Genomic DNA, 13,230 nt, shown 5'->3' with positions numbered 1-13,230 from the left:
TTTGCTTAAATGATATACTGAGTGCGCTTCGGCAATGCCGGAGCTGACCTATTTATTGGATGCCACTGGAGGCGAACGAAATGTCTACTATGTCCACAAGGACGGAGAAAGATTTTATCGGTGAAAAAGAAATACCTGCTTATGCCTATTACGGCATTCAGACGGTGCGGGCCGTGGAGAACTTCCCGATTACCGGCGTTCCGGTACACCGGGAGCTGATCACAGCTCTGGCTGCGGTGAAAAAAGCTGCGGCAATTACGAATATGGAACTGAAAATGCTACCAAGCAAAATTGGCGATGTCATCGTCATGGCTGCTGAAGAAATGATGAAAGGCCATCATCTGGATCATTTTATTGTGGACTCCATTCAGGGCGGTGCAGGCACCTCCATGAATATGAATATGAACGAAATTCTCGCCAATCGCGGACTTGAACTGTTATTGCAGAGCAAGGGAGATTACTTCCACTGCAATCCCAATAATCATGTGAACATGTCCCAATCCACCAATGACGTGGTGCCTACAGCACTGCGTATTGCCGCGTATCGACTGTCCGAGACGTTACTGGCTACGATGAAAAGGCTACAGGATGCGTTCCGTAAAAAAGAAGAGGAATTCAACGATGTGGTCAAAGTAGGCCGTACCCATCTTCAGGATGCCGTGCCTATTCGCCTTGGACAAGAATTCGGAGCATATGCCCGCGTCATCGGACGGGATATCGAGCGTCTTGAATTCGCCAATCGTCGCCTGCTTACGATTAACATGGGTGCAACTGCGGTAGGTACAGGGCTCAATGCGAAACCCGAATATATCGTCAAGGTTACGGAACACCTGTCTGATGTTACTGGACTACCACTACAGACAGCAGAAGATCTTGTGGATGCGACGCAGAACACGGATGCCTATCTGGAACTTTCAGCGGCGCTCAAGGTATGTGCAGTCAGCCTGTCCAAAATCTGTAATGATATTCGCATGATGGCTTCAGGTCCGCGTGCTGGATTCAATGAATTACGCTTGCCACCGCGTCAGCCAGGTTCCTCTATCATGCCAGGTAAAGTAAACCCCGTTATGGCCGAAGTCATTAACCAGGTATCCTTCCAGGTGATGGGGAACGACCATACGATCTGTATGGCGTGTGAAGCCGGTCAATTCGAGCTGAATGTTATGGGCCCAGTTATTGCGTTCAACTTGCTGCAATCGCTGAAAATCATGAATAACGGTATTGATGTCTTCACGCGTTATGCGGTGGAAGAGATGGAAGCCAACCGTGAGCGCTGTGAATTAATCATGAAGCAAAGTTTCAGTGTGGTAACGGCGTTGAACCCGCACTTAGGTTATAATGTGGCAGCTTCCATCGTGAAGGAAGCGCTCAAGACTGGACTTACCTTGCAGGAGATTATTCTGGAACGCGGACTGCTGACACCGGAAGAACTGGAAGAGATTCTTCATCCGGAGCAGATGACCACGCCAGGTATTGCCGGAGAACACTTCCTGCGTAATATGGAACGTTTGTAGGACTGAGATCACAAAGAACCCCCGCAGACCGTTCATCCGGTTCGCGGGGGTTCTTCTATTCGGAGATGATAATATGCCTGATACTCCGTTAAGCCCACCGTTTACGCTCAAGGGAAGGCAAAATGTGAAGCTCCTCCCGGTACTTGGCGACCGTTCTCCGGGAGATGATAATTCCGTCCTCGGCGAGCAGTGTCGCCAATTGACTGTCCGAGTGTGGCCGATGGCTCTGTTCCGCGCGAACGATTTCTTTTAATCTCTGTTTCACTGCTGACGCTGATGTTTTATCCCCTGACGTTGTACCGATTCCCGAGGCAAAAAAAGCTCTGAGTTCATATACACCATGCGGGGTTTCTATATATTTACCGTTCACGGCACGACTTATGGTTGATTCATGCATGCCAATTTTCTCTGCAATAATAGCGAGATTAAGCGGTTTTAGCGCGGATGGTCCTTTAACCAAAAAGGGCTCCTGCTCTTCCATCACGGCCGTCAACACACGCATTAACGTTCTGCGTCGCAGGTGCAGACTGCGAATGATAGCCCTCGCCTCTGCCGCTCGGTTAGACCAGATTTCGTCCGGAGCCTCATCCCTGATCCAGCGGAAACATGCTTCATTCATGGATACACGAGGGTTACCTGCCGCATGCAGACTGAAATGGGCCTCGCCGTTATGCAACCCGACAATGGCATCGGGGATAATGTAATGCGGTCGTTCCGTACATCCGATGGATCGGCAAGGCTTGGGGTCCAGGCGTGTAATATAGTCATAGGCAGTCTGAGCTTCCCGCGAAGTCATACCTAATCGACTCCCTGTTCTTCCTGGATGAAAAGGAACCAGTGCTTCCAATCCCGCTTCCACCATGCGTTCAGCGTACAAAACAGCCGATGGATCGCGTCTGATCTGGAGCAACAGACATTCCTGCAGATTCCGAGCACCTACACCAGCGGGGTCCAGAGACTGGAGAAGTTCCAGTCCTGTTGCAATCTCATTCATGGACACCTTTAGCACTGCTTGCACCTCTGCCAGTTCAACCGTCAGATATCCATCATCATTAACACACCCTGCCAAATATACAGCCATATTTTCCAATTTGTCTGGAAGTATCATCACTCGAATTTGCGCAATCAGCAATTGTTCCAATGTAGGTTCGGCACCTTTTGCCTGAAGCAGCGGATCATAGGAAGCATAACTGCGCTGATCCACTCGCCGTGGAATCCGGGCGAGGGGCGCAGTTTCTTCTTCTAGCTCAAGCACGGGATTTTCCTCCGCTACATCTTGCAAGTAACGAGTCAGATCCTGACCAGACATGGTTAGCAAATGAAAGGATTGTTTCATCTCCGGCGTGATGGACAGCCGAATACGTTGTTCCTGTACCAACTGAACACCTAACATCCGTTTCCCTCCTTATGCGTTGCAGGGATAATAGCATACTATTCAAACGATTGTAAGCAGACTTTAGTCGGATCATGGATAATCTGTTTAGTATTTCTCGGATACCAGCTTCGCCTGGGTAAACAGCAGCAGATAGTCTCTTCCACCTGCCTTGGAATCCGTACCTGACATGTTAAACCCGCCAAATGGATGCGTGCCTACCAATGCCCCGGTACATTTCCGGTTGAAGTACAGATTACCCGCGAAGTACTCGCGTCTTGCCTGTTCCAGATGTTCACGATTACGTGAGATCACTGCTCCAGTCAGACCATAGTCGGTATTGTTGGCGATATCCAATGCGTCCTGGAAGGATTCTGCTTTGATAAACGCAAGCACGGGTCCAAAAATCTCATCCTGAGCAATCCGGGCTTTTGGGTCCACATCCGCAATAATGGTTGGTTCAATGAAATAACCCTCGACATTCCCGGTACCCCCACCATGCACAAGACGTCCCTCAGTCTTGCCAATTTCAATATATTCCGTAATCTTCTCATAAGCCTTGTCATCAATAACCGGCCCAATCTGACTTCCCACTTCAAGCGGACTGCCCATCGTCAGTTTCTGTGTCCGTTCAATCACTTTTTGTAATACTTCATCATATACATCCTTATGAATAATGGCACGGGAACACGCCGAACATTTCTGTCCTGAGAAACCAAATGCCGAAGCGGTAATGGACTCTGCCGCCAGTTCCAAATCACTGTCACTATCTACAACGATGGAATCCTTGCCACCCATCTCTGCAATAACCCGCTTGATCCACTTCTGACCCGGAGCAGTACGGGCTGCACGTTCATTAATCCGCAGTCCTACATCTCTGGAACCGGTGAAGCTGATAAAACGGGTAAGCGCATGATCCACGAGATAATCGCCCACTTCACTGCCTGGTCCTGGTAAAAAGTTCACGACGCCATCTGGCAAGCCAACTTCTGCGAGCAGCTCCATGAATTTAGCCGCAATCACCGGCGTTGTGCTGGCAGGCTTCAAGACCACTGTGTTGCCTGATACCAGTGCAGCCGAAGTCATGCCAGCCATAATCGCCAGCGGGAAATTCCAAGGTGGAATGACAATGCCAACGCCCAGTGGAATATAACTCAGTTCATTATCTTCCCCTGCAATCCGTACGAGAGGCTGTGGTTCACTCAGTCGCTGCATATCTCGTGCATAGAATTCCATAAAATCAATAGCTTCCGCTGTATCCGCATCGGCTTCAGGCCAAGTCTTGCCAGCTTCATACACCATCCATGCGGAGAACTCATGCTTGCGACGGCGCATAATGGCCGCTGCTTTGTACAGATAACGGGCCCGTTCATTCGGGTCAGTATGTTTCCAGGTGTGGAATGTCTCCGCTGCTGTCTGAATGGCCTTTTCGGCCAATTCCTGATCTGCCTGATGAATCGTTCCGACAACCTGATTTTTGGCTGCGGGGTTCACGGAAGTTAACGTGCGGTTACTTGTTATTTTTTGACCACCAATAATAATCGGGTATTCCCGCCCCAGTTCAGCTTCTACCTGACGAAGTGCGTCTTCAAATGCTTCCTGGTTCGCCGGGACCGTAAAGGGTGTGAATGGTTCGTTAACAAAAGGGATATTCATAAATGATTCCTCCTTCAGGATGTGGGATTCACTGGCTGCTCGCCTGAATTGATTTGCATGGTACTCATCACCCAATATATGTAGCAAAATCCGTGCCAACTCCGGTTGGAAATGAAATATTTTCTTCGGAAAATAAAATCGGAGTCTTCGCTATTCTGGCACACTTCTTGCTTCTAAAAGGGATAAAAAGCACGATTCAACTGAGTTGGATCGAATGATATGCAATGCTGAAGGAGGAAACGAAAATGAGTGTGGGAACGGAAATATATCGTAAAACCTTATTAACCGTGGCAGGCAACAAAGCTGTAGAGAACCTGTCCATTAGATATGGTAAGAAGCTGGCAGGCAAATTTATTGCAGGAAACACCTTGGAAGAAGCTCTCAAAGAGATCCGCATCCTCAACAACAAAGGCATCATGGCTACGCTCGATCATCTGGGCGAAGGTATCACCCGCCTGAGCGAAGCGGCATTATACAGAGATGAGTATGTACGACTGGTAGAAGGCATTGCACGTGAGAAGGCAGACTCCAACGTCTCGCTGAAACCAACCCAGATGGGCCTTGCACTCGACCCGGAAGAGGGTTATCGAAATATCCGTACCGTTGCTGCACAAGCCAAGCTGCATGATTTGTTTGTCCGAATTGATATGGAGGATAGTCCATTTACACAAGCTACGCTGGACATTGTGAGAAGACTGCACTCGGAAGGACTGCACAATACAGGTACAGTATTGCAGGCCTATCTGCATCGCACCGAGGAAGATACGCGCGATATGATTCGGGAAGGTATCCGGCTTCGTCTGGTCAAAGGAGCTTACAAAGAACCCGGATCTGTTGCCTATCAGAATGCTTCTGAAGTCATTCATCAATTCAAAACAATGATTCGCAATCATCTCGATCAGGGAGTATACACAGCGGTTGCCTCGCATGACGATCACATTATTAACTGGACCAAACAATACGCCAAAGACCGTGGAATCTCGCCGGATGCCTTTGAATTTCAGATGTTATATGGTCTGCGCATGAGCGAACAGGAACGTCTCGCTAAAGAAGGCTATCGGATTCGCTGTTACGTGCCATATGGCACCATGTGGTATCCGTACTATACCCGCCGTTTGGCCGAAAAACCGGCTAATCTCTGGATGGTCGTTAAGAATATGTTCCGCTAGTTACCTCAGCTGAATCAATATATAAATGAACAAAGACAAAATAAAAACCATGCTGCCACTTTCTTTCAGGGCACATGGTTTTTTCTGGACGAACACCATATCAGAGCATCCTATTTTTCTTCGCTCCGATTCATCTCTTAATGTCTAAAAAATTAGCATCCTCAATTTTAAATATCTATTTTTCTGGACACATCCATTTATTAATTACAATTACAAGCACGAAAAGTTTAACCACTTAATTGTTGAATTAGTATAGAGGCATTGGCATTGATCTGTGTTCCGCCTGCCAGGGTTTGCAGATCAACTTCTGATGCACTGGAATGATTCCGTAATGTCAGTACATCACTTGATGCAGCAGTGATAATGACCATTCCCGGATTGGGTTGGGTACCAGCACCGCTACCATAGACACTGCCCCCTACAGGGGCTCCGTTTTGATAAAGGGTGAATTGGTTCGCCTGTACACCTGCAACGATGAAAAATACCGCGTAGTCCCCGGCATTGCCAATAATAATCTCAGCGGTATTAGGTGTATGAATAATATTCGTAAGATTTTGGTTACTGTCAAAGGTTATGTCTGCTTCGGTAGCAACAGTCTGAGCTGATGTATTAAAAATATATGCATATGAGGATAAACCTTTTCCCGTTGTACTCTGTGTCTCTCCCAACAACTCCTGAGACACCAATCGGTGAGCTGCGACTAACTCGTCATCAGTACCTTTGCCCCATACGGATATTTGGGCTTCCTCAGTAGCCGTGTCTGAGGTTGAAAATACAAACTCGAAAGCGTCAAAATTCCCATCATAATCTTTGGTTATGACCTGATTAGGTGATACATTGAGCAGTTCTTCTACATATAATGTTCTGACTCCATTAAGGTAATAGCCCCGAAGAAGCACCGTGAACATTTCTGTCTCATTCCGGTTATCAATTTTGACCGTGACGGATTGAGTAGGTCGGATACCCGTTATCCCTGAAATATTATTCTCTATGGGGCCAGTTGATAGAATAGCCATTTCATCACCCTCCTTTGATTCATTCAGTCCTTCTTATAGTATTATTCAGAAGATTCTTAATGGTGTGGACAAATTGAAGGGCAGTACATAGAATCACTTAACCTTTAAAAATAACCGTTCATTTAAAATAAATGTCATATTTAATGACTCGTACCTAACTCTAAATTCCATTTTATTATTATTTTTCAGCAACCAAACTCAAATAATAGAATTGAAAGCGCATTATAAATATACACAGCAAACTCAACTACTATTTTCGATCGCATTATGTATGCTTCATGTCAAAAAATCTATACACAGTTCATTTTGAAAGCTATAATATGAATAAATATCTCCACTCAAATTTTTCCATTTACTCAAATCGCAAGAATTCCTTGCTTGTAACAGGTATAGTTCTGAACGTTATACCCCAACTGAGGTGATACCGATGAAACATTTACTTCCTGATTTAATGTCTTTATTGCGTACGGATACGGGTACTCTGGATACAGGTCTCTCCAAGCCCACCATTCCATCAACAACATCTCTGGTAGATACCATCTCCTTATTCGACACATCTTCTTATTTGTTCATTCAGGATGATGGGCCCATATTGGGTTATATCGCCGTATCCGATGTCCTGTATGCGATGATGCATGCACATCGGCTGATGGAGGCCTACTTTGAGACCACATTGGAAACAGCCGGTTCTGCCTTGACATTAATCAATGAAGAAGCTAAGGTGGCCTACTGGACATCTGGTGCGGAGCATGTATTTTCAATTAGCAAAAATGACATTATCGGAAAGCCTGCCGCAGACTTTTTTCCGCCTGATCGCCTCCAGTCCCTCAAGACGTTATATACCGGCGAAACCGTCTATCGCAAACAGCATCAGCCGAGACCAGATCTGTTCGCTCTGATTAACGCCCGTCCGGTTCAGCTGGATGGACGCATTGTGGGCGCAGTAGCTGCGGAAGTAGATATCACAACCGAAATTCGATTACATCAGGAACTATTACATATGACATCCAAAGTCCAACATCTGGAGAAAGCCGTCGCCAGACTGCGTCCCGACACGGATCCATTTGCTCGTATCAAAGGTAGCAGCCCGGTCATTCGCCAGTGTCTGGATACCATCCGCAAGATCAGCACCACCTCAGCAACCGTGCTCATCCTCGGAGAGAGTGGCACAGGTAAGGAGTTATTCGCCAAAGCCATTCATGATCTTCGTGAATTGCAGACTGCACCATTTATCGCCATTAACTGTGGGGCAATCCCCGCTTCCTTGTTCGAAAGTGAGTTATTCGGCTATGAGAAGGGTGCATTCTCCGGAGCTGACCCCAAAGGCAAAAAAGGCAAGATCGAGCTTGCCGAGGGGGGTACTCTTTTTCTGGATGAGATCGGTGAGATGCCATTGGAACTGCAAGTGAAGCTGCTTCGGGTATTGCAGGAGAAGAGTTACTTTCCTGTGGGGGGAACGCGTATGAAACAGGCCGATTGCCGGATTATCGCAGCAACCAACCAGAATCTGCTCAGCATGATTGCCCGCAATGAATTCCGGGAAGATCTGTATTATCGACTTAACGTCATTAACCTTGTCATCCCTCCCCTGCGCATGCGCAAGGAAGATATATATGAATTAACCCAGACGTTCCTGCAAGAGTTCTCCTTGCTCTACAACCGTCATATTGAGCTGGTTCCGCCTGAAGTGTTTAAGTTGCTTTTCCAGTATGATTGGCCAGGCAATATTCGTGAATTAAGAAATGTGATAGAACGTTTGACCATTCTGACGACAGATGGTGAGGTCAAGCCGGAATACCTGCCCGATACCCTTATCTCCCTGACCGCACAAGATCAGTCCGAAATGCAGCTGACATCGGGAATTCATCCACATATCAACAGTGAACACGGGCAACCTCAGCATTTGGCGAGGGAACAAGAAGCTCGAACTTCTGCGAATGTGGATCATTCCGATGATTCCAAGCTCGTCTCCAATGACACCTATCAGCAAAAATTGGACACCTATGAGGCTGAACTTCTACTTCAATATCTGGAAGCGGCAGGCGGCAACAAACGAACACTCGCGAAGCAGCTCGGTATCTCCAGGGCAACGCTCTATAATCGCATGAAGAGGCTTGGTCTATGACCAGCCTCTTCTTGTCGTTATAATGGATAAAATGAAATATCGTTAGCTTCAATAAGAAGGTGAGTTGCAAAGGATGGATATCCCGAATCACATGTTGTTATGGAATCACGCTTATTGCAAAATATTTGATGTTCGCCGCGTGATACTGAGAGCAGAGCACTCCCCACGCTCTTACGTTGTGCCTGCCAGCCTCCTGATCCTGTCGGTCCGCGGAAGTGCACAAATCATGCTAAATGGGACGGCGCACAGCACCCGAAGATTCCAGGTATTCCATACCGGCAAAGGCAGCAACCTTACGATAGAGCCGGAAGCCGAAGGCTACGAATATTACGCCGTTTACTATAAAGCAACACTGTCACCTGGTACAAGTCAGACACTCAAGGATGTTGCCAGTCAGCTGCGCCCTTTTGACACCACATATAGCCTGCTTCCTTCCGATCCTGTCATGATGTATCGCCTGTTCACCGACATGTACGAGGAATGGGAGAAAGCAGATCCAGTTGCACCATTGCGTGCCAAAAGCCTGTTACTGCAATTGATCAGTGAGTTATTGAATCAGATGCAGACACAAGGTACACGTTCACACAAGCGTGATTTGGCGGCACAGATCATTACGATCATTCAAACACGATATGCAGATGCGATAACGCTGGAATCCCTCTCCGAGAGTCTGAACTACAGTGTCGCACATCTGTCTTCCTATTTCAAAAGCCGGACAGGCCTTAGTCCCATTGATTATCTCATTAAAGTCAGGATCGACAAGGCCGCAGCGTTACTGCTGGAGACAGATGCCACGTTAAAAGAAATTGCATCCAGTATCGGGTATCAGGATCCCTTTTATTTGGGCAGGTTATTCAAAAAATATAAAGGTGTCTCTCCCTCTCATTATCGGGCACAACAGGCGAAGCGCCCCGGACTGGAAGATTGTCCTTCTACAACCATGAGATTATCCATTGGCCCTCCCAAACCGCTCCGTTATACTGGTATAGATGATAATGATTATCAACCAGATCGTGATGGAGAGGACGAAATCAACATGTATAGCGGGTCAAGGCCATCAACAGCCATCGTATTATTATTCAGTCTCATGTTACTACTCAGTGCTTGCGGAACGGGGAATGTAGCAAACAATACCTCTGCTGCAAACGAAAACGGAACTGCATCGACGGGCACCAATCAAGAACAAGCTGCCGGTACGTCAACATCTGAACAGCCACAGACCAAAACCGTATCCACCGTTACCGGAGACGTCAAAGTTCCTGTATATCCGAAACGAATTGTAGCCGGTGAATATCTGGGCAGCTTGATCGCTTTGGGGGTAACCCCTGTCGGTACATCCAGTCACCATATTATTAATCCTTACTTGAACGATGTGCTGAAAGATGTTGAAGATTTGGGGGATGGAAACGGCAATCTGGAGAAAATTGCTTCCATGGAGTCGGATCTCATCATTATGGATGACACCTATGCCGAGATGAATGAGCAACTCGTTAAGATTGCTCCCACCGTCATCGTACCGTATGCTTCGTTCAAAAGTGTGCATGAGGAGATTACTTACTTCGGAGAACTGCTAGGAAAAGAAACGGAAGCTGCATCCTGGCTTGCCGAATACGACCGTCGTACAGCTGCTGCCAAAGAAAAAGTACTGAACGTCATTCCTGCTGACAGCACATTCTCCATATTGGAGTATATGGGTAAAGATATCTCCACCGTTGGTTCCAACTATGGCAAAGGCGGTCAACCGATATATAACGTGCTCGGCTTCAAACCTCCCGCTGCAGTCATGGCCGAGTTACAAGATCCAGGCTGGGCAAGTCTCTCGGCTGAGGTGCTACCAAAATATGCCGGAGATTATATCATCTTGACTACGGATAATCAGACGATGGACACCCTGAAAGCAGACCCGATCTGGGGTGGTCTGGACGCTGTCAAAAATGATCATGTATACATCTGGGGAGCAGATCGTTCCTGGTATTGGGACCCCATCGCCATTCTCATACAAACCGAAGAACTTGCAGACTGGCTAGTGCAAACCAAGCAATAGTTGTTGGTCTGCATCATCAAGTTAGTAGAAATAAGATTCCCTGATAAACCGGACACCAAAAACACGCATTAGCGGGCCGAACCACTCGCGACTGCGTGTTTTTGGTTGCAACATTCTTGAGCTATAGGTTGTAACATCTGCCTGTTCCAGCAAGTTTATTCGTCCTGTAATGTGCCGTTCTGGCTACAAAATTCGCGCCAAGCGAGTCAGCGCTGTTCGAAGATGGCGATAGAATGTTGCCCGACTCATGGAACACTTCTGGGCTGCGGCAGTTGGATTGCCAGCATGCGTCCAGTAGGCCGCGTGTAACAGCATCTGATCCTGTGGAGATAGACCATGTACTCTGCCCTCCAACAGATCCATAACATACAGCTGTAACTGGATCCCATCCTTTACTCCTCTAACCCTGTCAGCATATTCATGCAATTCTCCCGGGGAACGAAGATCCCCCAACATCTTGCGAACATCATGTTCAGTCCAGATTACTCCATCCACTTCCGTTGTTTCCGGCTGTATACGATCCTCTATTGATTTTGGATCAAGCAGAGACATGACCCACTCTCCGAATTGCCCACTACGCAAATCCAAATCAAGTACGTCCGCCTGATCCTCAAATCTGTCGCAGACACGAGTGTGGGTTCTTCGCATCTGGAATCCAATGCTTTGCAAAAATAGTTTCAGGTGAGGATTCGTTGCAACGAGCATCGCACGCGCACCATCACCCAACAGAGACAGCCGGTCCAGTGCCATGTATCCTACCAGTTCTTCTCGTGTATAACCAGGCACATCATCTCTTGCCGCAGCCAGCAAAGCAAAGTGCGTGTCACTCTGATCCGGGTCATTCGCCAGCTCTTGTGGTGTGAAGCATTCATGCATTTCATTTGGAAAATATTTCAGAAGCAGCTGGCTACTATCCCTATGTACAAGTACGGTAATGAACATCGCGATCGTCTCCCCAAGCCTGTCACGCATCAATACGATCCCTTCAGGATAACGTTGTGCCAATTCATCCAGGAAGCATCCATAGGATACAGCCTGCCATGGTTCCACACTGTACTCACACCATTGCTGTAACAAGATGTGCAGAGCAGGCAGATCCTCTCTTCTCATCGTTTCGAGAGGCGAGAACAAGGAATCACGAGATACGTCCGCGTACTTGCGGTGTTGAAGCATGGATTCCTGACAGAGCAGCAGCATCTTTCGGGCGATCTGGCGACGCTCATGAGACCCCGCCTGTTCATGCAGCGGTTTCAGCAACTTCGCGATTTTGATCCGCATCGTCTGCAACCGATGTGGCTCCCGTTGGCGAAAATCTCGCAGCAGGTGCACCCTGGCTATATCATGCAGGGCAAGACCATCCGGGCCGGAACGGATAAAAGACATCTGTCTCAGCATATGAAACTCTTCTGTCGTCACGGTCATATCCAGTACAGATGATAACAACTCCTGATTTGCTGTCTCAAGCAGTGTTAGTACCTCCACCATGGGATGTAATCGGGGAAATGTAAGTTCCAATAGTAATCGGGCACTAATCATATGCGACAGCTCAGCCCATTCGGCATGCGGAAGATTACGTCTCTGATCCGCAGCTTCCACAGCAAGGGCCAGACCCAGCGGATGCCCGTCGGTCATCCTCGTAATGGTACCTGCCACACCCTTATCCAGAGAGCCTGCGACCGTGATATACTCTGTAATCTCATCGACTGTAAAATGTTGAAGCCGCATCTGTACAAAGCGCCTATGCAATCGCGGATGTGTTCGCCAAGCAGATGCCATTTCCGGGCGTGATGCAAGAATCACAAGTATCCCTCTTAACGGAAGTTTGGATATGAAGACTTCCATGAACCAACTTTCCAGCAGTGCGAGTTCTTCATAATTATCCACTGCCAGGACCAATCGTTTATCGACCGAAGTGTCTTTCAGCAAGCTCAGTGGTCGCGGGTACCCTTCACTATCCAGTGTTTCCAATCCCAATGTCGACGATAAATAATCCATAAATACGGAAGGGGTCGCTCCGCATGATCGCCCGTCCATCCATATTGCCGTTGCACCTTGATCCCGAGATATGGATAGCATTTCTGAAAGCAAGGATGATTTACCGATGCCTCCCATGCCCGTAATTGAAAATATGGTTAATGGGGCTTCCGGATGTTCGAACCACTGCTCCAGTGTCGTCAGTTCCTTGGCTCGACCAACGAAACGTTTGCCATCCTTAACATATTTGTCGTATTGAGCCTCACTACTATTTCCCATATATGTCCTCCGTACTAGATACTGGTACTTTTAATATACTTTATTTTCTCACAAAATTGAGACTATATTGAGACGCGCAAT

Annotated in this window: 8 protein-coding genes; 4 read left to right on the top strand and 4 right to left on the bottom strand. The window is 47.5% G+C overall.

The features are described from left to right. The first annotated feature begins 80 nt into the window (after window positions 1-80). Window positions 81-1,514 (top strand): aspartate ammonia-lyase, encoded by a 1,434-nt coding sequence (locus PAHA3_RS00190; RefSeq protein ID WP_062832945.1) that lies wholly within the window; start codon window positions 81-83, stop codon window positions 1,512-1,514. Window positions 1,515-1,602: 88 nt separating this feature from the next. Here PAHA3_RS00190 and rpoN read toward each other — a convergent pair whose 3' ends face one another. Both rpoN and pruA read right to left on the bottom strand, forming a co-directional pair. Next, window positions 1,603-2,907, bottom strand: a complete 1,305-nt coding sequence (gene rpoN, locus PAHA3_RS00185; protein ID WP_062832944.1) for an RNA polymerase factor sigma-54 — start codon at window positions 2,905-2,907, stop codon at window positions 1,603-1,605. Window positions 2,908-2,994: 87 nt separating this feature from the next. After that, window positions 2,995-4,542 (bottom strand): L-glutamate gamma-semialdehyde dehydrogenase, encoded by a 1,548-nt coding sequence (gene pruA, locus PAHA3_RS00180; RefSeq protein ID WP_062832943.1) that lies wholly within the window; start codon window positions 4,540-4,542, stop codon window positions 2,995-2,997. A 245-nt stretch (window positions 4,543-4,787) separates the two neighbouring features. Here pruA and PAHA3_RS00175 point away from each other — a divergent pair, with 245 nt between their 5' ends. Beyond that, on the top strand, window positions 4,788-5,711 hold the full coding sequence (locus PAHA3_RS00175) for a proline dehydrogenase family protein (RefSeq protein WP_062832942.1): 924 nt from the start codon (window positions 4,788-4,790) through the stop codon (window positions 5,709-5,711). Between the two features lie 227 nt (window positions 5,712-5,938). Here the strand turns inward: PAHA3_RS00175 and PAHA3_RS30770 are convergent, their stop codons facing one another. Continuing rightward, window positions 5,939-6,727 carry a hypothetical protein gene (locus tag PAHA3_RS30770; protein WP_062832941.1) on the bottom strand — a complete coding sequence of 263 codons (789 nt, stop codon included), beginning with the start codon at window positions 6,725-6,727 and terminating at the stop codon, window positions 5,939-5,941. 427 nt (window positions 6,728-7,154) lie between these two features. On the opposite strand from PAHA3_RS30770, the gene PAHA3_RS00165 reads away from it, so the two are divergent. Continuing rightward, window positions 7,155-8,852, top strand: a complete 1,698-nt coding sequence (locus tag PAHA3_RS00165; RefSeq protein ID WP_062832940.1) for a sigma-54 interaction domain-containing protein — start codon at window positions 7,155-7,157, stop codon at window positions 8,850-8,852. Between the two features lie 91 nt (window positions 8,853-8,943). Beyond that, on the top strand, window positions 8,944-10,896 hold the full coding sequence (locus PAHA3_RS00160) for an AraC family transcriptional regulator (protein ID WP_235599342.1): 1,953 nt from the start codon (window positions 8,944-8,946) through the stop codon (window positions 10,894-10,896). A 183-nt stretch (window positions 10,897-11,079) separates the two neighbouring features. On the opposite strand, the gene PAHA3_RS00155 is transcribed toward PAHA3_RS00160, so the two are convergent. Beyond that, complete coding sequence (locus PAHA3_RS00155; RefSeq protein ID WP_062832938.1) at window positions 11,080-13,149, bottom strand: nSTAND1 domain-containing NTPase; 2,070 nt, start codon at window positions 13,147-13,149, stop codon at window positions 11,080-11,082. Window positions 13,150-13,230: the final 81 nt, after the last annotated feature.

It is taken from the genome of Paenibacillus amylolyticus (assembly GCF_001570725.1).
In the GTDB taxonomy this organism is placed as follows: Bacteria; Bacillota; Bacilli; order Paenibacillales; family Paenibacillaceae; genus Paenibacillus; species Paenibacillus amylolyticus_A.
This window is presented reverse-complemented; position numbering and strand designations above follow the sequence as displayed.